18 protein-coding genes and 2 pseudogenes are annotated in these 22,447 nt (G+C 71.8%); 13 read left to right on the forward strand and 7 right to left on the reverse strand.

Going from position 1 to position 22,447, the window contains the following annotated elements:
- Nucleotides 1-82 precede the first annotated feature (82 nt).
- Nucleotides 83-961, forward strand: coding sequence for a hypothetical protein (locus tag ACFYX4_RS39350; RefSeq protein WP_389344482.1), 879 nt, complete (start codon nt 83-85; stop codon nt 959-961).
- Nucleotides 962-1,077: 116 nt separating this feature from the next.
- On the opposite strand, the gene ACFYX4_RS39355 is transcribed toward ACFYX4_RS39350, so the two are convergent.
- Nucleotides 1,078-1,260, reverse strand: coding sequence for a hypothetical protein (locus tag ACFYX4_RS39355; RefSeq protein WP_389344484.1), 183 nt, complete (start codon nt 1,258-1,260; stop codon nt 1,078-1,080).
- 268 nt (nt 1,261-1,528) lie between these two features.
- On the opposite strand from ACFYX4_RS39355, the gene ACFYX4_RS39360 reads away from it, so the two are divergent.
- From ACFYX4_RS39360 to ACFYX4_RS39380, 5 genes are all read left to right on the forward strand, one after another.
- Entirely contained in the window at nt 1,529-4,417 is a 2,889-nt protein-coding gene (locus ACFYX4_RS39360; protein WP_389344486.1) for a DEAD/DEAH box helicase, read from the forward strand.
- A complete protein-coding gene (locus ACFYX4_RS39365; protein WP_389344488.1) occupies nt 4,414-5,727 on the forward strand; it encodes an SWF or SNF family helicase in 1,314 nt (437 codons plus the stop codon). Before ACFYX4_RS39360 ends, ACFYX4_RS39365 begins: the two co-directional genes overlap by 4 nt.
- A gap of 232 nt (nt 5,728-5,959) precedes the next feature.
- Complete coding sequence (locus tag ACFYX4_RS39370) at nt 5,960-7,336, forward strand: esterase-like activity of phytase family protein (protein WP_389344490.1); 1,377 nt, start codon at nt 5,960-5,962, stop codon at nt 7,334-7,336.
- 28 nt (nt 7,337-7,364) lie between these two features.
- Entirely contained in the window at nt 7,365-8,138 is a 774-nt protein-coding gene (locus ACFYX4_RS39375) for a methyltransferase domain-containing protein (protein WP_389344492.1), read from the forward strand.
- Nucleotides 8,139-8,252: 114 nt separating this feature from the next.
- Nucleotides 8,253-8,855: a class I SAM-dependent methyltransferase gene (locus ACFYX4_RS39380; RefSeq protein WP_389344494.1), complete on the forward strand. Its 603-nt coding sequence runs from the start codon at nt 8,253-8,255 to the stop codon at nt 8,853-8,855.
- A gap of 104 nt (nt 8,856-8,959) precedes the next feature.
- On the opposite strand, the gene ACFYX4_RS39385 is transcribed toward ACFYX4_RS39380, so the two are convergent.
- Both ACFYX4_RS39385 and xylA read right to left on the reverse strand, forming a co-directional pair.
- The gene (locus ACFYX4_RS39385; RefSeq protein WP_389344496.1) at nt 8,960-9,271 is read right to left on the reverse strand and encodes a hypothetical protein; all 312 of its coding nucleotides are present in this window, start codon (nt 9,269-9,271) and stop codon (nt 8,960-8,962) included.
- Nucleotides 9,272-9,726: 455 nt separating this feature from the next.
- On the reverse strand, nt 9,727-10,893 hold the full coding sequence (gene xylA, locus ACFYX4_RS39390; protein ID WP_389344498.1) for a xylose isomerase: 1,167 nt from the start codon (nt 10,891-10,893) through the stop codon (nt 9,727-9,729).
- 141 nt (nt 10,894-11,034) lie between these two features.
- Between xylA and xylB the strand changes: the two genes are divergently transcribed.
- From xylB to ACFYX4_RS39410, 4 genes are all read left to right on the forward strand, one after another.
- On the forward strand, nt 11,035-12,480 hold the full coding sequence (gene xylB / locus ACFYX4_RS39395) for a xylulokinase (protein WP_389344500.1): 1,446 nt from the start codon (nt 11,035-11,037) through the stop codon (nt 12,478-12,480).
- A 61-nt stretch (nt 12,481-12,541) separates the two neighbouring features.
- Complete coding sequence (locus tag ACFYX4_RS39400; protein ID WP_389344502.1) at nt 12,542-13,750, forward strand: ROK family protein; 1,209 nt, start codon at nt 12,542-12,544, stop codon at nt 13,748-13,750.
- A 376-nt stretch (nt 13,751-14,126) separates the two neighbouring features.
- Complete coding sequence (locus ACFYX4_RS39405; RefSeq protein ID WP_389344504.1) at nt 14,127-15,428, forward strand: GAF domain-containing protein; 1,302 nt, start codon at nt 14,127-14,129, stop codon at nt 15,426-15,428.
- Between the two features lie 56 nt (nt 15,429-15,484).
- On the forward strand, nt 15,485-17,008 hold the full coding sequence (locus tag ACFYX4_RS39410; protein WP_389344506.1) for an aldehyde dehydrogenase family protein: 1,524 nt from the start codon (nt 15,485-15,487) through the stop codon (nt 17,006-17,008).
- A gap of 169 nt (nt 17,009-17,177) precedes the next feature.
- Here ACFYX4_RS39410 and ACFYX4_RS39415 read toward each other — a convergent pair whose 3' ends face one another.
- Both ACFYX4_RS39415 and ACFYX4_RS39420 read right to left on the reverse strand, forming a co-directional pair.
- Nucleotides 17,178-18,479, reverse strand: coding sequence for an integrase (locus ACFYX4_RS39415; protein WP_389344508.1), 1,302 nt, complete (start codon nt 18,477-18,479; stop codon nt 17,178-17,180).
- Between the two features lie 71 nt (nt 18,480-18,550).
- Nucleotides 18,551-18,697: a helix-turn-helix transcriptional regulator gene (locus ACFYX4_RS39420; RefSeq protein ID WP_389344511.1), complete on the reverse strand. Its 147-nt coding sequence runs from the start codon at nt 18,695-18,697 to the stop codon at nt 18,551-18,553.
- 417 nt (nt 18,698-19,114) lie between these two features.
- On the opposite strand from ACFYX4_RS39420, the pseudogene ACFYX4_RS39425 reads away from it, so the two are divergent.
- Nucleotides 19,115-19,573: pseudogene (locus tag ACFYX4_RS39425) on the forward strand (transposase); the annotation flags it as partial.
- 591 nt (nt 19,574-20,164) lie between these two features.
- On the opposite strand, the gene ACFYX4_RS39430 reads toward ACFYX4_RS39425, so the two are convergent.
- Nucleotides 20,165-20,710 carry a GrpB family protein gene (locus ACFYX4_RS39430; RefSeq protein WP_389344513.1) on the reverse strand — a complete coding sequence of 182 codons (546 nt, stop codon included), beginning with the start codon at nt 20,708-20,710 and terminating at the stop codon, nt 20,165-20,167.
- A gap of 70 nt (nt 20,711-20,780) precedes the next feature.
- Between ACFYX4_RS39430 and ACFYX4_RS39435 the strand changes: the two genes are divergently transcribed.
- Nucleotides 20,781-21,551 carry a transposase gene (locus ACFYX4_RS39435; protein ID WP_389344515.1) on the forward strand — a complete coding sequence of 257 codons (771 nt, stop codon included), beginning with the start codon at nt 20,781-20,783 and terminating at the stop codon, nt 21,549-21,551.
- Nucleotides 21,552-21,613: 62 nt separating this feature from the next.
- Nucleotides 21,614-22,132 carry a TetR/AcrR family transcriptional regulator gene (locus ACFYX4_RS39440; protein WP_389344523.1) on the forward strand — a complete coding sequence of 173 codons (519 nt, stop codon included), beginning with the start codon at nt 21,614-21,616 and terminating at the stop codon, nt 22,130-22,132.
- A gap of 46 nt (nt 22,133-22,178) precedes the next feature.
- Here ACFYX4_RS39440 and ACFYX4_RS39445 read toward each other — a convergent pair.
- Nucleotides 22,179-22,447, reverse strand: a pseudogene (locus tag ACFYX4_RS39445) (hypothetical protein); the annotation flags it as partial.

Consider the following 22,447-nt stretch of genomic DNA (forward strand, 5'->3'; position numbering starts at 1 on the left):
CGGGTATGTCCCGGAGTCGTGACAAGCGCCTTCCCGCCGCACTAGGGTGCGCGCCGTTGGACGAACCTGTGGGGAGGCTGGGATGGCCGGGACGGACGAGGACGCCGTCGCCGCCGCGGACGATGCGCTCTATGTGCTCACGGCGGTGTTGCTGACGCCGGCGAAGTTCCCGAGTGTGCTGGGCGACGACTACCCGGAGGCCTGTGCGGCGCTCGGCCTGGCGCCGCTCGCCGACGGGTACGGCCTGGTGCTGGGCCAGGACGGCGAGGGCGCGCGGTGGACGGTCGTCATCGACGACGTGTCGCTGGTGGCGGTGGCCATCGCGTCATGGGACTGCGGCATGGAATACGACCTGTCTCCCGACGACCGGACGGTGGTCGCGGCGCTGCCCGGCTGGCCGCTGGCGGTGGCCGTCGCGGCTCCCGGCGTGCCCGCGCCGCACGATCCCGGCCCCGAGGTCGCGGACCGGCCCGCCCTGTCGCCGCCGGACACGACGACCTGGGGCCCGGCCCAGCGGCGGCTGGGGGCCGACGAGATCGCCCTCCAGTGGGCCCAGTGGCGTGACCAGATCGACGACTCCAAGTTCGCACCCGCGCGCGGGGCGGCCGAGCCCGCCTCCGAGGACGCGGACGGGGCCGAGAAGGCGGGCGGTGCCGAGGGAGCGGGCGGGACCGACGAGGCAGCGCCGCGGGGGCACAGCGGCGTCCGGCGCGTCCTGGCGGAAGCCCGCACCTACGTGGACACCCCGCCCCCGCTGGGCCGGGTGCGGTCGTCGTTCGCGCCCGGCGACGCGCGCACCCTGCGCGCCGACGGGCCCGGCTGGTCGCTGGTGGCCCGGACCGACGACATCGCGTTCGTCCTCCTCGACGACGAGCCCGGCGAGGTCCTGCCGGTCGGCCGGGGCCCCGAGCTGCCGGGTCTGCTGGAAGCGCTCGACAAGATGGCGGTGCGGCCGATCTGATCCCCGGCCGGAGGCGGGAGCGGTCGGCGTCGGCCGATGGAGCCGCCCCCGCAGGCGGCGACGGCGCGGACGACATTCCGGCGGGCGACGGGGACCGCCCTCGCGGTCCCCGCCTTTCAGCGCCCGAGTTCCTTGCGGGTTACGCGGCGCAGTCTGCGCCGCTGCGAGGGATCCAGCGTGAGGTATGCCGCCGTCGGGACTCCCAGCACGATCAGCAGAGCCGCCCACCAGGGCAGCCAGATCAGCAGTAGGAGCCCGGCCGCCACGCCTCCTGCGGCGATCTTCGCGTTCTTCGACATGTGCGTCGCCTCCTCCGCGGCCACTGCCGCTCTCTGTCTGTGAAAACGGCTCCGCGCGGCGCGCGGTTCCGGACCTGACCCTGAGCCGTCCCTGACCTACATCCCTTAGATGCCCCCGAGAACCCTTCGAAGCTCCTCTGAGGCGGTCGCATCCCGCCGAAAGAGCTTCTGAGAGCTTCTTCGAGAAGTGGTGCGCGTTTGCCGCCGAAGTGCTGTACCCTCGGCGACCGATCACCGGTAGTCAAGTTTGAGGAGTTGGTTCATCCCCGTGCAGTGGGTTTCCGTCGAAGCACCGTCCGAGGTCTCCGAACTGGCTCGCCGCCCTGCCGTCTTCCTGCCCGGCACCCCAGCGCGCACAGGCGCGTTCGCCTTCTGGGCGCCCGACGGGAGCGCTCCGCCCCCTGGCGCGCCGGGGGAGGTCGGGGAGCTGTCCGTCGTCAGACTCTCCGACGACGGCGACGACGACGACAACGGCGTGGAGCACGTACGCGTTCCCGCCGTGCTGCTTCCCGTGCGCGAGGCACTGCCTCTCCTCACGCGCGCGTGGGCCGTCCCCGGCGGGCACCGTGCCGTCGCGTTCTGGGGCATGGCGGCGCTGACCGCCCTGGAGTTCGTCGCACGCGGCCTGCTGCTGCCCGGCCTGTCCCCGGACGACCACGACGCCTGGCGCGCGGGCCCGCTGGGCCCCGACGACGTCGACCGGCTGCGCCGCCTGGCCGCCGCGATGCCACCCGAGGCGCACGCCGTGCCCGTGGACGACACGCCGCCCCTCCGGCTGCCCGACCCGGAACGGCTGCTGCGGGCCTTCGTGGACGCGGTCGCGGACACCCTCCCCCGCTCCCCCGCAGCCGCCCTGATGACGGGCGGGCCGGCCTACGCCGACCAACGGCCGGTGCACGCACCGTGGTTGCGCGCCTGGGCCGCCGACGTGGCCGCGGGACACGACGCCGGGGTGCGCGTCTCGCTGCGCATCGAGGTGTCGGGGCTGTCCGCCACGGCACTGGAGGAGGAGGCGGCACCGGCGTTCCGGGCCGTGCCGCAGGTGCACGGCGTCAGCGATCCCGCGCTCGTCGCGGACGCCGCCGACGTGTGGCAGGACTCCGGTCCCGCGCACCAGGCGTTCGGTCCACGCGCGCGCATGGACGCGCTGCTCGCGCTGCGCCGTGCCGCACGTGCGTGGCCGGCGCTCACTCCCCTACTGTCGGCGGCCGTCCCGGACGCCGTCGACCTGCACGACGAGGAGGTCGCGGAACTTCTCGGAGAGGGTTCGCGGGCGCTCGCGGGCGCGGGCGTCGAGGTCCACTGGCCGAAGGAACTGGCCCGCACGCTGACCGCCCGCGCCGTCGTGGGACCGACGGAGGACGGCGCGGGCCATGACCGGGCCGACGCGGACATGCCGTCGTTCCTCTCCGCGGACGCCCTGCTCTCCTTCTCCTGGTCGTTCGCGCTGGGCGACCGCCGCCTCACGCGCGAGGAGCTGGACCGTCTCGCCGAAGCCCATCGCCCCCTGGTGCGGCTGCACGACCAGTGGGTCCTGATCGACCCCCAGGAGCTGCGCCGCGCGCGGGACCAGCAGGACCGCAAGGTCACCCCGATCGACGCGCTCGGAGCCGCCCTGACAGGCTCCGCGGAGGTGGACGGCCGCCGGGTCGAGGTACGCCCCACCGGCTGGCTGGCGGCCCTGCGCGAGCGGCTGACGCGCCCCGAGTCGCACGACCCGGTGGAGCAGCCCGCCGCGCTCGACGCGACGCTGCGCGACTACCAGCGGCGCGGCCTCGACTGGCTGGCCCGCAACACCTCCCTGGGTCTCGGGTGCTGTCTGGCCGACGACATGGGGCTCGGCAAGACCGTCACGCTGATCGCCCTGCACCTGCACCGCCGGACGGACCCCTCGGCCGCCGGGCCGACCCTGGTGGTCTGCCCGACGTCCCTGATGGGCAACTGGCAGCGGGAGATCGAACGGTTCGCACCCGGCACTCCGGTGCGCCGCTTCCACGGCCCGCGACGCGACCTGGAGGCGCCGGCCGACGGCGAGTTCGTGCTGACGACCTACGGCACCCTGCGGCTGGACGCGCGCCGGCTCGCCTCCGTGCCATGGGGCCTGGTCGTCGCGGACGAGGCGCAGCACGTGAAGAACCCGTACTCGGAGACTGCGCGAGCCCTGCGCACGATCAACTCACGCGCGCGTGTGGCGCTCACCGGCACCCCGGTCGAGAACAACCTGTCGGAGCTGTGGGCGATCCTGGACTGGACGACGCCGGGGCTGCTGGGCCGGCTGAGCGCCTTCCGCACGCGCTACGCGCGCGCCGTCGAGGGCGGCGGGGACCCGGCCGCGGCGGAACGCCTCGCACGGCTCGTGGGGCCGTTCCTGCTGCGCCGCCGCAAGTCGGACCCGGGCATCGCCCCCGAGCTGCCGCCCAAGACCGAGACCGACCGGCCGGTGTCCCTCACCCACGAGCAGGCGGGCCTGTACGAGGCCGTCGTGCGCGAGACGCTCGCGGCGATCGCCGAAGCCGACGACATGGCCCGCCGGGGCCTGGTCGTGAAGCTGCTGACCGCCCTCAAGCAGATCTGCAACCATCCGGCGCAGTACCTGAAGGAGGAGCGGCCGAGGACCGTCGGGCGCTCCGGGAAGCTGGAGCTCCTGGACGAACTGCTGGACACGCTCCTCGCCGAGGAGGCGAGCGTCCTCCTCTTCACGCAGTACGTCGGAATGGCCCGCATCCTCGAACGGCACCTGGCGGCACGCGGCGTGCCCACGCAGTTCCTGCACGGCGGGACGCCCGTCCCCCAACGCGAGGCGATGGTCGCCCGCTTCCAGGCGGGCGAGGTCCCGGTGTTCCTGTTGTCCTTGAAGGCGGCGGGCACCGGCCTCAACCTCACGCGCGCGGAGCACGTCGTGCACTACGACCGCTGGTGGAACCCCGCCGTCGAGGCCCAGGCCACCGACCGGGCGTACCGCATCGGCCAGACCAGGCCCGTGCAGGTGCACCGACTGATCGCGGAGGGGACGGTCGAGGACCGCATCGCCGACATGCTGCGCCGCAAGCAGGACCTCGCCGACGCCGTGCTCGGCGGGTCCGGCGAGGCGGCGCTCACGGAGCTGACCGACGCCGAGCTGGCCGACCTGGTGGAACTGCGAGGGGGAACGCGATGAGCCGGTACGACGACATCCACGATCAGGGCGACGCCCGCGCCGGCGACCGCGACGAGGAGCGTATGTTCGCGGCGCTGCCTCCCGCGCGCGGGAAGGGCTTCGCGCAGACCTGGTGGGGCCGGGCCTGGCTGGCGGCCCTGGAGGACGGCGCGCTGGACGCCGAGCAGGTGCGGACGGGACGCAGGTTCGCGCGCGCGGGAGGTGTGGGCGCGGTGTCGGTGCGGCCGGGACGCGTCACCGCCGTCGTCCAGGGCCGGGACGGCACGGCGCACCGGGCGGACGTGCTGCTCGACGTCCTGTCGGACGCGCAGTGGGACCGTTTCCTCGACCTGACGGCGGAGCGCGCCGGTCACGTCGCCGCGCTGCTCGACCGGGAGATGCCGCCGCACCTGGTCGAGGACGCGGAGACGGCCGGCGTCGGCCTGCTGCCGGGCTTGGGCGATCTGGAGGCGGAGTGCGACTGCGGCGCCTGGGACCATTGCGGTCACACGGCGGCGCTGTGCTACCAGGTGGCGCGGCTGCTCGACCAGGACCCGTTCATCCTGCTTCTCCTGCGGGGGCGCCCCGAGCGGGCCCTCCTGGACGATCTACAGGCCCGCGGCACCGCCGTCCGGGCCGCAGCGCCTCCGGTCCCGCCGGAGGGCGTGGACGCGGCGGAGGCGTACCGCGCGGGACACATCCTGCCGCCCCTGCCCGCCGCGCCGGAACCGCCGCCGGAGCCGGGCCTGCCGCCCGCATGGGACACGGATGCCCCTCCCCCGGCGGACGTCGACCCGGCGGCCCTGCGAGTGCTGGCCGCGAGCACGGCCGCGGAGGCCTGGCTCCTGCTGGCGGGCGCGCTGAGCGAGGGGGCGGAACGACGGCCCCCGGCGGCCGGTTTGACGGTCGCTCAGGACGCCGTACGGCTGGCGGCGGTCCGTGCCGATGACGACGGGCCGACGGACGCCGTGACCGAACGCCTCGCCGCCGGTTCGGGGCGCAGCCGGGAGCAACTCGCGTCGGCCGTACGGGCCTGGCGGCTCGGGGGCGTGGCGGCCCTGTCGGTGCTCGAAGAGGAGTGGACCGTCGAGGGCGAGACGCTCGCACGCGCGCGTGCCGCTCTCCAATCCGCCTGGGAGGAGGACGAACGGCCGTTGCTGCGGGCGAGGGCCAACCGCTGGACCGTCGCAGGGTCGCCGACCCAGTTGAGGCTGGGCCGGGACGGCCGCTGGTGGCCCTACCGCAAGGAGCGGGGGCGGTGGGCGCCGGCGGGGGCCGCGGCCCTGGACCCGGCTACGGCGTTGGCTTCGGTCGAGGTCGAGGGTGGGTGAGCGGGCTGGTGGAAGGGCGAGGGGCGGGGTGAACAGGGTCTGAGGCGGGCAAGGGCTTTCTTGGGCCCCGCTCCACCCCGCCCGCCTCTGTCCAGGCCCGCCCATCCCGCCCATCCCGTCCGCGCCGGTCCGACGGGCGGCCGACTCCCTCCGTTCACCGGACCGTCGCACGGCGTTCGACGCCTCCCTCAACTGTGGCCGCTGTCAGCGAACTTGCTCCGCAGGAGGCCCGATGTCCCCGAACGCCGCCGCCCGGTACCGCGCCCAGCGTTCCGTCGCGGCCGCCGTGGTCCAGCGTTCCGTCGCGGCCGCCGTACCGCTCGCCGTGCTGGCCGCCCTCGGCACCGCCGGACCGGCCGCCGCGCACACGCCGTCCGGGCCCGGGAAGGCGTATGTGACCCGCACGGCGACGCTCGGCGACATCCCGCTCGGCAAGTTCAGCGACGCGCTGCTGCCGGGCACGGTGGCGGACGACCGGGGCGTGGACCTCGGCGGCATCGGCAGCGACATCTGCCCGGCGGGCCGCAAGGGCGAGTTCTGGACGGTCACCGATCGCGGGCCCAACGGCCAGATCAAGGTGGACGGCGTCAAGCGCCGTACGTTCCCGGTGCCCGGCTTCGACCCGGCGATCGTACGGATCAAGGTCGTCGGGAACGCGGTGAAGGTGCTCCAGGCGATCCCGCTCACCACGTCGTCCGGGAAGCCGGTCACGGGTCTGTCGAACCAGCCGGGGCGCGACGAGGCACCGTACACGTACGACGCGCGGACGCCGCTGGCCCACAACCCGAACGGGCTGGACACGGAGGGCATCGTCCGGGCGGCTGACGGCTCCTTCTGGCTCGCCGACGAGTACGGGCCGTCGCTGGTGCACGTCTCCGCGCGCGGGAAGGTCCTGACGCGTTACGTACCCGAGGGACTGAAGTCGACGGGTGCGGACTACCCGGTGGTCGAAGCCCTTCCCTCGGTCCTGCTGCACCGGAAGATCAACCGCGGTTTCGAGGGCCTCGCCCAACTGCCGGGCGGTGACCTGGTGCTGGCGGTGCAGAGCCCGCTGTCGCTGCCGGACACGGACGCGGGAGAGGCCTCGCGCACCGTGCGGCTGCTGCGGTTCTCGCCGAAGAAGAAGGCCGTCACCGCCGAGTACGCGTACCGCTTCGACCCGGTGAACGTGGTCGATCCCGGCGAGGACGACACCTCCGAGCTCAAGATCTCCTCGGTGGTCTCCGTGGGCGGTGACCGGCTCCTGGTCGAGGAGCGCACGGACAAGGCCGCCCGTCTCCAGCTCGTCCGGCTGGACCGGCGGGCGAACATCCTGGGCGGCCGCTGGGACGACGACGCGACGTCCCCGTCCCTGGAGCAGTTGCAGGACCCCGCCGCCTCGGGCGTCCCGGTGCTGCCCAAGCGGCTGGTCGTCGACCTGGGCACGGTCGCCGGCGTGCCCGGCAAGATCGAGGGCGTCGCGCGCGTGGATCACGACACGCTCGTCCTGATCAACGACAACGACTTCGGGATGACGGACGGAACGGGGGCGTTCGACGCGCAGGGCCGCCTGGTCGACAGCAACATAGAGACGACGGTGACGTACGTGCGCGTGCCTCGGGGATGGTGAGTCACCGGGACGTGTTTGGCTGGCCGTCATGTCGACGACTCTCGGTGCCTCCCGACCGGACCAGGCCTCCTACATGCTGCGAGCGGCGGCGAGCGACGCCGGTCGCCACTACAAGCAGCGACTGATCGACCTGCTGGACCTCGGGCCGGGCCACACCGCGCTCGACGTGGGATGCGGCCCGGGCAGCGACCTGTCGGCCTTGGCCGAACGGGTCGGCGAGGGGGGCACGGTCATCGGCGTCGACCGCGACCCCGCCATGCTGGCCCGAGCCCGGGAGCGCACGGCGGGCCTGTCGCAGGTGGAGGTTCGCGAGGGCGATGTCCACGCACTGCCCGTCGACCCGGGCTCGGTCGACCGGGCCAAGATCGACCGGGTTCTGATGCACGTCGCCCGGCCCGCCGAAGCGCTCGCACAGGTGCACCTCGCCACCCGGCCGGGCGCCCTCGTCGGGCTCGTCGAACCGGACTGGGACACCCTGGTCGTCGACGCGGAGGATCGTGAGACCAGCCGTCTCTTCACCCGCTACACCGCGGACGAGGTGGTCCGGCACGCCACCGTCGGACGCAGCCTCGCCCGGATGGCTCACGAGGCGGGCTTCCGCGTCGAGACCGTGGCCGCGACGACACCGGTCTTCCTCGACTTCGAGGACGCGGACCACACGCTCGGCCTCGGCCGCACCATGCGGCGGGCCATCGACGCCGGTCGCGTCGACCCGGACCGTGGCCGCCGGTGGTTCGCCACCCTGGCCGACGGGCCGTTCTTCGCGTCGTTCACTCTCGTCACCGTGGTCTGCTCCCGCTGACCTACGACCGGAGTCGGCTGCTGCTCGCAGGACCGGCGTGCGGCTCCTGGACGTGGGCACCGGGCCGGGGACCGTCGCTGCCGCCGCCTGTTCCCGGGGGCGACGGTGACGGCCGTGGACGCGGAGCCCAGCATGGTCGAGCTGGCGGTTCGGGCCGTACCGGCCGCCGACGTACGCGTGGCCGCGCTTCCCGAGCTCCCTTTCGCCGACGGCGAGTTCGACGCCGTCGTGGCCAACTTCGTGCTCAACCACGTGGGGCGGCCCAGGGTCGCCCTCGCCGAACTGCGCCGGGTCATGAAGTCCGGGGGCCGGATCGCGCTGACGATCTGGGCGGCCCCGCCTGCCCCTGGGCAGGCCCTGCTCGGCCGCGCGATCCAGGCCGCGGGCGCGGTGCGTCCGCCCCACCTGCCGGCAGGGCTGGCGGCCGACGACGACTTCCCCCGCGACGAGAGCGGACTGACCGGTCTGCTGACAGCGGCGGGGCTGCGCGCGGCGGAGTGCGAGACCCTGCGCTGGGATCACCGTGGCGACATCGACGAGTGGTGGAGCGGTCCCGCGGCCGGCGTGGCCTTCGGCGGTCAGATGGTGCAGGGGCAGACCCCTCACTTCCGCGCCGAGATCAAGCGCCACTTCGACCTGCTCAGCGCGGAATTCGCCGACGGTACGGGGGTGCTGACGCTGCCGCACGCGGCATTGCTCGCCGTCGCACGCCGCTGACGGCAGCGGGGCACGCGTGCGCGTACGGCACGCCGACATCGGCACGCGCGCGTGTACGGCTCACCGAATTCGGCACACGTACGCGTGCGGCACGCGGCGCTCGGCTACGGCAGCGCTCCACCCAACGACGGCAGCAGGGACTCCAGATCGCTGGGCAGCTCGCTGGGCAAGCCGCTCGGCAATTCGGTCGGGAACTCGGTCGGGAAGTTCGACGGCAGCCGCGTCGGCAGTTCGGTGGGGAAATTTGACGGCAGTTCGCTCGGGAACCCGCTGGGCAGCTCCACCGGGAGGCTGATCGAGGGGGAGGGAGAGGCACTGCGGCTCGCGGGCGGGTCGTCGTCCGGCGAGTCGTCGCCCCCGAGGGTCATCAGGACCACGGCGCCGACGGCCACGGCGGCGGCCAGCAGCGCGAGCACGACGAAGAGCGGGTTCCTGCGCCTGGGCCCGCCGGACGGCGAGGAGGGCGGCGGAGACGGCGGCCAGTCCCCTCCGCCGCCCCCACCGGAGCCGTGGGAGCCGTGGGAGCCGTACGAGCCATGGCTCGAGGCAGGCGGCCCGAAGCCGCCCCAGGGCGATGTGTCGTCGGCCGACCCGGAAGACCCCGACGGTCCGGAGGACCCGGGCGGGCCAGGTGGTCCGGGCGGGCCAGGTGGCTGAGGCGGTACGGGCGGCATGGCCATACGTCCAGCGTCGCCGCGCACCGGCCCCAGCGCGACCCCCGCACGGAAGTTGATACGCGCTCATGCCATGGACCGCATGATTCCGACGTATTCCGCTTCCTCGCGGAGGCCGCTCACGACGTCTGCCCGAGCCCTCGACGCGAACGGCGGCACACAGGACACACACGCACGCGGCACACGCGTGCGTGTCGTCAGCCCCGGGTGCCCAGCAGGTGGTCCATGGCGAGCTGGTCGAGGCGCTCGAAGGCCATGCCGCGCGCGGCGGCGGCGTCGGCGTCGAAGTCCTCGAAGGCGGCGCGGTCGCCGAGGAGGGCCTCGAGCCCGTCGGCGGCGGTGGGCTGGGCCAGCTGGTCGAGGCGGGAGTCGCGCAGGGCCTGCTGGACCTCGGGGTCGGCGCGGAAGGCCGCGGCGCGCTCCTTGAGGATCAGGTAGTTGCGCATGCAGCCCGCGGCCGACGCCCACACGCCGTCCAGGTCCTCGGTGCGCGGCGGCTTGAAGTCGAAGTGGCGCGGGCCCGTGTAGCCGGCGCTCTCCAGCAGGTCGACGAGCCAGAAGGCGGAGCGCAGGTCTCCGGCGCCGAAGCGCAGGTCCTGGTCGTACTTGATGCCGGACTGGCCGTTGAGGTCGATGTGGAAGAGCTTGCCCGCCCACAGGGCCTGCGCGATGCCGTGCGGGAAGTTGAGGCCCGCCATCTGCTCGTGGCCGACCTCGGGGTTGACGCCGTACAGCTCGGGGCGCTCCAGGCGCTCGATGAACGCGAGCGCGTGGCCGACGGTGGGCAGCAGGATGTCGCCGCGGGGCTCGTTCGGCTTGGGCTCGATGGCGAAGCGCAGGTCGTAGCCCTGGGAGGTGACGTACTCGCCGAGGAGGTCGAAGGCCTCCTTCATGCGGTCGAGGGCCGCGCGCACGTCCTTGGCGGCGCCGGACTCGGCGCCCTCCCGTCCGCCCCAGGCGACGTAGATCTTCGCGCCGAGCTCGACGGCCAGGTCGATGTTGCGGATCGTCTTGCGCAGGGCGTAGCGGCGGACGTCGCGGTCGTTCGCGGTGAACGCGCCGTCCTTGAAGACGGGGTGGGTGAAGAGGTTGGTGGTGGCCATCGGCACGGTGAGGCCGGTGGTGTCCAGAGCCTGGCGGAAGCGCTTGACGTGCTCCTCGCGCTCGCTGTCCGAGGACCCGAAGGGGATCAGGTCGTCGTCGTGGAAGGTCACGCCGTGGGCCCCCAGCTCGGCCAGGCGCTGCACCGTCTCGACCGGGTCCAGGGCGCGCCGCGTGGCGTCGCCGAACGGGTCCCGTCCCTGCCAGCCGACGGTCCACAGACCGAACGTGAACTTGTCCTCGAGGGTGGGCTGGTAGCTCATGCCACGGCTCCTTGCTGGAAGACTGCCTTGCCGACTATTTCGTCATGGCCGTTTACAAATTAGTATGCGGACGCATCTCTGGGAAGACAGATCCCGCAGAGCCGCGGAAAAACTTGCCGCGAAGAACCTAGGGAGAGCCCGATGTCAGCAGCCGAGGGTCCGCTCGTCGTCGGCGTGGACACGTCCACCCAGTCCACCAAGGTGCTGGTCGTCGACGCGGCCACCGGCCAGGTCGTCGCGAGCGGCCAGGCGCCGCACACCGTGACCTCCGGCGCCGGCCGGGAGAGCGACCCGCGCCAGTGGTGGGACGCGCTGCGCGAGGCGCTGCGCCAGTGCGGTGACGCGGCGCACGAGGCCGCCGCCGTGTCGGTCGGCGGGCAGCAGCACGGCCTCGTGACGCTGGACGGGCACGGCGAGCCGGTACGCCCGGCGCTGCTGTGGAACGACGTGCGTTCCGCACCGCAGGCGCGTCGGCTGACCGAGGAGCTGGGCGGGGCGAAGTTCTGGGCGGAGCGCACCGGGTCCGTCCCGGCCGCTTCCTTCACGGTGACGAAGTGGGCGTGGCTCGCCGAGAACGAGCCGGAGGCGCTGCGCGCGACCAAGGCGGTGCGACTCCCCCACGACTACCTCACCGAGCGCCTCACCGGCGAGGGCACGACCGACCGCGGCGACGTCTCCGGGACGGGCTGGTGGGCGTCCGCTACGGAGGCGTACGACGACGAGATCCTCGCCCATGTGGGCCTCGACCCCGCGCTGCTCCCGCGCGTGGTGCGGCCCGGCGAGGTGGCGGGCACCGTACGCGACAGTCACGACCTGCCGTTCTCCAAGGGCACCCTGGTCGCCCCGGGCACCGGCGACAACGCGGCGGCGGCGCTCGGCCTCGGGCTGCGCCCCGGCACGCCGGTGCTGAGCCTCGGCACCTCGGGCACGGTGTACGCGGTGTCCGAGCGACGCCCCGCCGACCCGACCGGCACGGTGGCCGGCTTCGCCGACGCCCGCGGCGAGTGGCTCCCGCTGGCCTGCACCCTGAACTGCACCCTCGCCGTGGACCGCGTCGCCGCCCTGCTCGGCCTGGACCGCGAGGCCGTCGAACCCGCGGCCGGCCTCACCCTCCTCCCCTACCTGGACGGCGAACGCACCCCGAACCTGCCGAACGCCTCCGGCCTCCTGCACGGCCTGCGCCACGACACCACCGCCGGCCAGCTCCTCCAGGCCGCCTACGACGGCGCCGTCCACTCCCTCCTGGGCGCGCTCGACCTCGTACTCGAGGAGGAGGCGGACCGCTCGGCCCCGCTGCTCCTGATCGGCGGCGGCGCGCGCGGGGCGGCGTGGCAGCAGACGGTGCGCCGGCTGTCCGGACGTCCCGTGCAGATCCCCGAGGCCAAGGAACTCGTCGCGCTGGGCGCGGCGGCGCAGGCGGCCGGCCTGCTGACCGGCGAGGACCCGGCCGCGGTCGCCCGGCGCTGGAACACCACGCGGGGCCCGGTGCTGGAGGCCGTGGAGCGGGACGAGGCGACGCTCGCCAGGATCGCCGGGGTACTCTCCGACGCGTCCCCGCTGCTGGAGCGGAACACGACCGCCGACTGAGCATCGAGAAACCGATAAGTCGATGAAGCGTGAAGCGATGAAGTGATGAAGCGATGAGGGTATGACCGCACTGCCGCACGACGCCCGCCCGACCGGCCCCCCGCGCGCGCTGCCCGACACCCAGCAGGGCATGCGCCGCCGCAACCTGGCCCGGGTGATGCACGCCGTCAGCGCCGAGGGGTCGCTCTCGCGGGCGGCGGTCGCTTCACGCATCGGGCTGACCCGGGCGGCGGTGTCGACGCTCGTCGACGAGCTCATACGCGCCGGCCTGCTTGAGGAGCTGGGCCCGGAGCGGCCCGGCCGGGTGGGCCGGCCGGGCTCGGCGCTCGCCGTGAGCGGACACGGCCCGGCGGGCATCGGCGCGGAGGTGGGCGTGGACCACCTCGCGGTGTGCGCCGTGGACCTGCGCGGGGAGGTGCGGGCGCGGGCGGTGCGGCACGGCACGAACCGGGGCCGGGCTCCGGAGCCGGTGATCGGGGAGCTGAACGGGCTGGTGCGCCAGGTCGTCGCGGAGGCGGAACGCGAGGGGTTGTGGCCGGCCGGGCTCGCCGTGGCCGTCCCCGGCCTGGTGGCCCGCGACGCCCGCACCGTCGTCCGCGCGCCGAACCTCGACTGGAACGACGTCGACCTCGGGGCTCTGCTGCCCGCCGAGTACCCGTTGACGGTGGACAACGAGGCCAACTTCGGCGGGCTGGCCGAACTCTGGCTCGCCGAGGACACGCCACGGGACTTCCTGCACGTGTCGGCGGAGATCGGCATCGGCGCGGCCCTGGTCGTGGACGGCAGCCTGCTGCGCGGCACGCGGGGCTTCGCGGGCGAGCTGGGACATGTGCCGGTCCGTCCCGACGGCCCGCAGTGCGTGTGCGGCGGGCGCGGCTGCCTGGAGCAGTACGCCGGCGAGGAGGCGGTGCTGCGCGCGGCCGGCCTGGAGCCGGGCGGGGACCGCGTCGGCCTGCTCGCCGGACGGGCGGCGGGCGGCGACGAGGACGTACGGCGCGCCCTGCGCGAGGCGGGCACGGCGCTGGGCATCGCCCTGACCGGGGCGCTCAATCTGCTCGACCCCGAGGGCGTCGTACTGGGCGGCGCGTTGGCGGGGCTGGCGCCGTGGCTGCTGCCGTCGCTGGAGGCAGAGTTGGCCCGGCGCACGGCGGGCCCGCCGTGCCCGGTCCTCGTCTCCCGACTGGGGCCGCAGGGGCCGCTGTTGGGAGCGGCGCACTCGGTGGTGCGGACGGTGCTCGACGATCCGGCGGCGGTGGCGGGGCGGGGTTGATCACAGCCGCCGCTGGAGGGACGGCAGCGCTCGGGCAGCTCACGGACGGGCGGTGTTGATCTGGTAGCTGCCGGACGGGCGGGTTGATCAGGCAGGCCGGCGGACGGGCGGGTTGATCAGGCAGGCCAGCGGCGGGGCACGGTCGAGCAAGCAGACCGCTGGACGGGCAAGACCGGTCAAGCAGACCGCTGGACGGGCAAGACCGGTCAAGCAGGCAGGCGTCTGAGGCGGTTCCGGATCTCGTCGAAACCCTTCGCCGAAAGCGCCGCACCGCCCGCAAGCGGACGCACCGCTTTCGGCGACCGCGGCCCAAACGGTTGTCGGTACGCGCACCCGGAGTGACGATGTCCCCAGCATCGCCTTCCGGGAGGCCGAGTTGACCGATCCCTGGGTGGCCCTGGAGCCGGGGGCCGACCCCGCCGAGCGCGTACGGGCGCTGCGGCGCGCGCACGAGACGTTCACCGCGGCCGGCACGGTGCCGCGGCCGGTGCGGGCCGTGGTCGCCGACTCGTGGCGGCGTTCGGCGCGGGCCGGCGTCGGCCCCGACGGCACGGCGAGCGTGGAGCTGACCGACGGCGACCTCGGCGCCTACCGGGCCGAGCATCCGCTGGCGCGCGTGTTGCCGCTGTTCCGTGAACTCATGGGCACGTTCGCCGCCGACGGGGAGCACCTCCTCGCGGTGTGCGACGCGCACAGCAGGCTGCTGTGGGTCGAGGGCCACCCGGCGACCCGGCGGCAGGCAGGGCGGATGAACTTCGTGCCGGGAGCGCGGTGGGCGGAGAACGCGGTCGGAACGAACGCGCCGGGCACGGCCGTTGCCGTGGACCGTCCCGTGCAGGTGTTCGCGGCCGAGCACTTCATCCGCCGGGTGCAGCCGTGGACGTGCGCCGCGGCCCCCGTCCACGATCCGCGCACCGGGCGGGTGTTGGGAGCGGTGGACATCACCGGAGGAGACGGGCTCGCGCACCCGCACAGCCTGGGCTTCGTCCAGGCGGTCGCACGGGCCGCGGAGTCCCACCTCGCCCTGCTCGCCCCCGAGCGACCGCAGTCCGACCCGCACGAGCTGACTGCCTTGGGCCGGGACGAGGCGCAACTGATCGCCGGCGGCCGCAAGTTGAGGCTCAGCCGCCGGCACAGCGAGATCCTGGTGCTGCTGGCGCACCATCCGGAGGGCCTGACCGGCGACGAGCTGCTGTGCGCGCTGTACGAGGACGAGTCGGTGACGCCGGTGACGCTGCGCGCCGAACTCGCGCGTCTGCGCGGGGTGTTGGGTCCCGGGCTGCTGGCCTCACGGCCGTATCGGCTGACGGTGCCCGTCGAGTCGGACGTCGCCGTCGTCGAACGGCGCCTGGCGGCGGGCGCGGTGACGGCGGCGGTGACCGCGTACGGCGGACCGCTGCTGCCGGCCTCGCAGGCGCCGGCGGTGGTGCGGCTCAGGCACCGCCTCGCCGGGGGCTTGCGCGCCGCGCTGATCGCCGGCCGCGACCCCGACCTGCTGGCGGACTGGGCGCACGCGCCGTGGGGCGAGGACGACCTCGACGTGTGGCGGGCGCTGGCGGCGACCCGGCCGACGGCGGCGATCCGGGCCCGCTTGGCCACGCTGGAGTCGGAACTGCGAGCGCCGGTGAGCCGGCCGCACGGGTGGACCGCAACGTCCCTGCAACGTGGGCTTCCCTAGCCTCCGCCAGAGAGCTGCCCAACGGCGGGCAGCGCTGCTGAGGGAGGCAGGCCACCATGACCCGTTTCGCGGCGCCCGGAACCGAGAGCGCGATCGTCTCCTACCAGGCGCGCTACGACCACTTCATCGGCGGCGAGTACGTGCCGCCGGCCCGCGGGCAGTACTTCGACAACCCCAGCCCGGTGAACGGTCAGCCCTTCACCGAAGTGGCGCGCGGCACGGCGGAGGACGTGGAACGGGCGCTGGACGCGGCGCACGCGGCGGCGCCGTCCTGGGGCCGCACCTCGGCGACCGAGCGCTCCGACGTCCTGCTGAAGATCGCGGACCGGATGGAGGCGAACCTGGAGTCCCTTGCCGTGGCGGAGAGTTGGGAGAACGGCAAGCCGATCCGCGAGACGCTGGCGGCGGACATACCGCTGGCGATCGACCACTTCCGCTACTTCGCCGGCGCGGTCCGCGCTCAGGAGGGCGCGCTCAGCGAGGTCGACGACGACACGGTGGCGTACCACTTCCACGAGCCGCTGGGCGTCGTCGCGCAGATCATCCCGTGGAACTTCCCGATCCTGATGGCCACTTGGAAGCTCGCGCCGGCCCTGGCCGCTGGGAACGCGGTCGTCATCAAGCCGGCCGAGCAGACCCCTGTCTCGCTCCACTACTGGATGAGCCTGGTGGCCGATCTGCTCCCGCCGGGAGTGGTGAACATCGTCAACGGTTTCGGCGAGGAGGCGGGCAAGCCGCTCGCGTCCAGCCCGCGGGTAGCGAAGGTCGCCTTCACGGGTGAGACGTCCACGGGCCGCCTGATCATGCAGTACGCGGCGGAGAACCTGAAGCCGGTCACGCTGGAGCTGGGCGGCAAGTCGCCGAACATCTTCTTCGACGACGTATGGGACAAGGACGACGACCTGCGCGACAAGGCCCTGGAGGGCTTCACGATGTTCGCGCTGAACCAGGGCGAGGTGTGCACCTGCCCGTCACGCGGCCTGATCCAGCGCGGCAACTACGGCGACTTCCTCCAGGCGGCCGTCGCGCGCACGGAACTGATCAAGCCTGGCCACCCTCTCGACACCGACACGATGATCGGCGCCCAGGCGTCCGGCGACCAGCTCGCGAAGATCCTCTCCTACATCGACATCGGCCGACAGGAGGGCGCGAAAGTCCTCACCGGCGGCGAACGCGCAGAGTACGACGGCGAGTTGAAGGGCGGCTACTACGTCCAGCCGACGGTCTTCGAAGGCGACAACCGCATGCGGATCTTCCAGGAGGAGATCTTCGGCCCGGTCGTCTCGGTCGCGTCGTTCGACGACTTCGACGACGCCATCAAGATCGCCAACGACACGTCGTACGGCCTCGGCGCCGGCGTCTGGACCCGCGACATCAACACGGCGTACCGCGCGGGCCGAGCGATCCAGGCGGGCCGAGTCTGGACGAACTGCTACCACGCCTACCCGGCCCACGCGGCCTTCGGCGGCTACAAGCAGTCCGGAATCGGCCGCGAGACGCACAAGATGATGCTGGAGCACTACCAGCAGACGAAGAACCTCCTGGTGTCGTATTCACCGAAGAAGCTGGGCTTCTTCTAGGCACAGAAAAGGGCGCCTGACCTGGGCAGATGCCCGTCAGGCGCCCTTGAGGGCATACTTCTATGCGGCAAGTTGAAATATGGCTCTTCTCCTGATATCTCCCACCGCTGTCCCATGTCTGACCAGCTGTTCCGGGATATATCCGGGCCAGATTCCTCATGACGCGCCTTCAGGGGTGGTCGGCCGACTCCTCCCAACCCTTCATCGACGCGTCGATCAGCCGGTTGACGTGGTCGCGTGTGGCGACCAGGAACTTGGCGTAGTAGCGGAAGAGGACCTGGATGCTCTGTCCGGCCCGACGTGCGCACTCCGCGGGGTCGACGCTGGAGGCCAGCCAGAACGAGATGCCCGCGTGGCGCAAGTCGTAGGGGCGCTTGGCCAGTTCGAGAGCGTGCTCTTCCAGCGTGAGGACAGCTTCGCGTGCACGCCCCCAGGTGATGCCGTACGCCGCGGGATCGACATAGTTCCCGGCCGCGTTCTGGAACACCCGTCCGTCGGCCGCGACCCCGAATGCCCGTCTATGCTCGCGCAGCATGCGGACGAGTACCGGAGGTATCGGCACGGGCCGCGTAGCCTTGGCCGCGCGCCGCTTCAACGAGTGGATTTCGTAGACGCCACCGTCGTCGGTCCGCTCCTTGCCGGCGGTCACCATACCGCCCTTGAGATTCAGCAGACCCCAGCCGCTCGCCGGCAGACGGCACTGGTTCTGCTTCAGGTGGATCACCTCCGCCGGACGCATGGACGCGTGATACATGCAGCCGAAGAAGGCATACAGATGTGGGCCGCGGCCGGGCAGAGCCCTGACGGCCGCGAGCAGCCGGGCAACCTGCGCCGGGTTCGGCACGCAGTCGGGGTCGACCTCGTCGGCGACCTCCGGTGCCGCCCAGCGAAGACCGTTCAGCGGATGGTGCGAGAAGTACCCGACTTCCACCGCCGTCACGAAGACCTCGTTGACCGCAGCCTTCTTCCGTTTAGCGGTCTTCGCGGCAGCGGCCGTACCGTCCACCTTCCGGCACAGGGCATCCAGACCACGGCGCAGGACGACAGGGTCCTCCAGTTCACTGACAGGCAGCGAGCGCCGCTTCAGCCAGGCCAGTGCGGCCTGCCACTCCTCGCGCGGCGGGGACTTCCAGGCGTTCTTGTTGAAGGCCCACGAGTACAGGGCACGCTGCAAAACACGCGGCTCCCGGTAAGGAGACCCCGGTGCGACAAGGGCCGGGGTGATGGTCGCCAGCGCGTCAGCGAGCGTGCGGCGGGTGTTCCCCGGAGTGCGGTCCCACCGTTGCTCGACGTATTCCTGGGCCAGGTCGTACCAAGTCGTCCGCTGCTTCAGGGCCCGCAACTCGTTGGCCGGCAGACCGGTTCGCGTATCGGACGGTTCACCGTCGCGGGCAGCCGCGATCAGCTTGGAACGTCGGCTATCGGCGAGCCCCTTGCTGATGAACGACTCGGAGTTCTCCAGGCCGTTCACCGTCCAGCGAACCTCAAAAGTTTTGCGGCGATTATCCCGTTCTCGTATCTCCCAGAAACGAACTTTGCAACTCATCGCCATTCAGGCGTATCCCATTCGCGCGCTTCCCACCACGCGTCCCAGTCGGCGCGGCGGCAGCGCAGTTCATTATTGGGCAGCTTGATCATTCGCGGTGCCTGACCACGGGCGCGCAAGCGGTAGAAGGCCGATGGGCTCATACGGATCTCAGCGAGGACCTCGGCGAGCTTGAGCGCAGGGGGCGGGCCAGATTGATGCCTTCCTCAGAGTTTCTGGGGTATCTGGACGGCCGGACGGTGGCCGGCAATTTGCAGCGCTCTCCAGCGCGGCCGGACTCTGCGAGGCACGCAATACCGCTCTATTTCGGCGTCGTTGTACGTTGACATGCTCCGGGAGCATGTGCCAGTCCGTTGCGGATCTTTGCCTCTGCCGTGGGCGAATTCGGTAAGAGCGGGGCCCGCAAATATCAGGTGATGGAGTCGCCGGAGCGAAGACAGCGCGGGCAACTCTGACCGCTGCCCCACAGTGTGTGCTAACGCTCGGCCCGCCACTCCCAGCCTGAGACGGCAACGGAAAGCCACCAGTCTCCTCGCCACCGGCCTCTGCCTGCTCCTGGCCGCCGGCACCGGCACCGGGCTGATGACCGCCGGCCCCGCACAGGCCGACATCATCGACGGCCTGATCCTGCGCTACAAGGTGGAGATTCCCCTCAGTTCCAGGTCGTCCTGGGCCGCATCCGGGTGCCCCGGCTCGGCCCGGGACGGCCGAGCACCCGGCCGGACAAGGTCCGCGCCGACAAGGCGTACGGCTCCCGCGCGAACCGCGCCTACCTGCATAAACGCAGGATCCGCTGCACGATCCCGGAGAAGCGCGACCAGATCGCCAACCGCAAGAAGCGCGGCTCCCACGGTGGCCGGCCGCCGAAGTTCGATCAGGACGACTACAAGGAGCGACACGCGGTGGAGTGCGGGATCAACCGCCTTAAGCGCCACCGCGCGGTCGCCACGAGATACGACAAGCTCGCCGTCCGCTATGAGGCGACCGTACTGGTCGCGGCCATCAACGAGTGGCTCTGACAGGGCCGTCGGCCTTCATGCCGGACCGGCGCCGGGCATGATGGACACCATGACCACGCCGAGCGCCGACTGGATCACTGTCACCGCCTACGAGAACCTGCCGGGCTGCCCCCGGCCCATGGCGGCCGTTCGCGCTTGACTGCGCGATCGGGGCATCGACTGGATGCCCTTCGACCAGACCGAGGTCCGCTGGAATCTCGCCTGTGGTGTCGGTGCCGACGGTCGGTGGCACGGCTGGTTCGACGTCCGTATCCACGCCGACGCGCTGCGACGTCATGGACTGCACCCCGACCAGCCGAGCGCCCGGGTCGCAGCACCCTCTCCGCCCGGCTGGTGGCACGCTGCAGCCGAACGTCACGCTCGTTGGTGATCCACTTCTAAAACAGGCCTCAGATCCGTTCTCCGTCGACCACCCATTTGGGAAGATCAACTGACCGCGGCGGTCCGAGTTGCAGAACCCGCCGAAGCACGACCACCTTTGGACCGTGATCAAGCTCGGGAGCTGTGCAAAAGTGTATCCCCGAAGTACGGAGCTAAGGGTTGTCCCGTGACTCCGGTGATCTTGGCTTCAGCTGCGATCGGGAGGCACGGTCAGGCGTCACTGGAACCGGGGGCCCAGCCGGTGTGCTGGGCCCAGGCGTCAGCGCGTCGGATGATGTCCCATACGAAGGCATCCTTTGCCTGGACGTAGCCGTGACGGTCGTTGCGGAACTTGGCCGCGCAGTGCTGTTTGGCTGCTGCGTACTCGTTCGCGGCAGCCAAGTGGCACCGGAGGTAGTCGCGAAACAGCAGTGGGAACTGTTGAGAGAAGCTACCCAATTGCCGCACGTGCACGTGTGTCCGGCGCTGACCTGGAGGTTCCCGGAAGTATCGCTTCGTCCGTTCGGGATTGTCCGCCCGGTACACGAGACCCATATCTGTCAGCGGGCCCAGGAAGGGATCCGTCGCTTCCAGCGATGCTACTGAGATCTGGATGTCGATCACCGGCTTGGCCGCCAGTCCTGGCACCGAGGTCGACCCGATATGGTCGATACGAGCCGCAGCATCACCGAGGGCTGCACGCAGGCCCGTGCCCCACCTGGCGAACATGGCTGGCCAAGCAGGGTCGTAAGGCATGATCTCGACCGGCTCTCCCACACTGAGGAGTGTTCCACGGCTTGCCACAGCTGTGATCTGAGCTCCGTTGGCCGAGTGAGATGATCTGGCCGTGGCTGGTGTGATCACCGCGTTGGAGCCGTCCTGGATAGCCCCGTTCAGCGGGCTGAGCCCACATCAGTTCGGCAAGCTGATCACCGCGCTGTGGCGCGAGGGTGTGGACCCGGTGCGCAGGGGCCGGCCCTGGAGCCTGCCGCTGGAGGACCGCGTGCTCCTGGTCGCCGCGTACTGGCGGACGAACCTGACCCTGCGCCAACTGGCACCGCTGTTCGGGGTGTCCAAGTCGGCCGCCGACCGCATCATCGACCACCTCGGGCCCAAGCTCGCGCTCCAGCAGTGCAAGCGGTTCCGCAAGGACACCGTGCTGACCGTGGACGGAACCCTGGTCCCCACCCGCGATCACACCATCGCCGAGCAGTCCAAGAACTACCGGTACTCCACCAACCACCAGATCGTCATCGACGCCGACACCCGGCTCGTCGTCGCCGTCGGCCGGCCACTGCCCGGCAATCGCAACGACTGCAAGGCATGGGAGCTGTCCGGCGCGAAAGACGCCGTCGGCAGGACCACGGTCATTGCAGACGGCGGCTACCGGGGTACCGGTCTGGTCATCCCGCACCGCCGCGAGAGAGGCCAGGCCGAGCTCCCGGCCTGGAAAGAGGAACACAACACCTCCCACCGCAAAGTCCGCGCCCGCGTGGAGCACGTCTTCGCCCGTATGAAGAGCTGGAAGATCCTCCGCGACTGCCGACTGAAAGGCGACGGCGTCCATCACGCCATGCTCGGCATCGCCCGCCTGCACAACATCATCCTTGCCGGGTGAGGCGGAAAACCAGCAGGTTCCCCCCGGCACGTCAAAGATCATTTAAGGGACAGCCTTTCAGCATCCAGGCCATCGCTGAGCGCGCCGACGTCGGCTTCGGCTCCTTCTACAACCACTTCACGTCCAAGGCAGAGCTCTTTGACGCAGCGGTGGCCGACGCCCTTCACGAGTACGGTCAGGCCATCGACGAGCACCTGCGCGGCATCCAGGACCCGGCTGAAGTCATGGCCGCCTCTTTTCGGATCGCCGCCCGGCTGGCCAGGACCCATTTAGAAGTGACCCAGATCCTGCGCCATCGTGGCCTGGAGCACATCCATTCCGAGATCGGCCTCGCCCCCCGCGCCCTGCGGGACGTGGAGGAAGGCGTTGCGTCCGGCCGCTTCGACGTGCCCGATCCGCTCGTCGCCCTCTCGGCGCTCGGTGGAGGCCAGCTGGCCCTCTTGGAACTGAAGTCCGCACGCCCCGATGTCAGCGGCGACGAAGCCGCGGCTGACATGGCGGAAATGATCCTGTGCATGCTCGGTCTCCCCCGCGAGGAAGCACGCGAAGTCGCCCGGCGCCCCCTGCCCGCTCTCGACTGACCGAGCCGGCCTGGCCGTCGAGGCCGGTTCGGCATGTCCGGGGCGGTCAGGGCTTTGCCAGGGCAGTTCGCAGAGCGTCGAGGGCGGCAGCGCGAAAAGCGGTCATCGAAGGTGCTTTGCCGTCGAGCAAGGCATCAGCACCGTGGTACATGCCTGGTTCGAGCCGCAGCTCGCAGGCGACGCCGGCCTCGCTCAGGCGTCGGGCGTAGTCGACGTCTTCGTTGTATTTACCGACCGTGAACGTGACCGGGTCGGCTCTGACCTGGGGTGATGTGTTGTCCATCGGCACGCGACGTGGCGGGCTGCCGAGGGCTG

Source organism: Streptomyces sp. NPDC002328 (assembly GCF_042890065.1).
Lineage (GTDB): Bacteria > Actinomycetota > Actinomycetes > Streptomycetales > Streptomycetaceae > Streptomyces.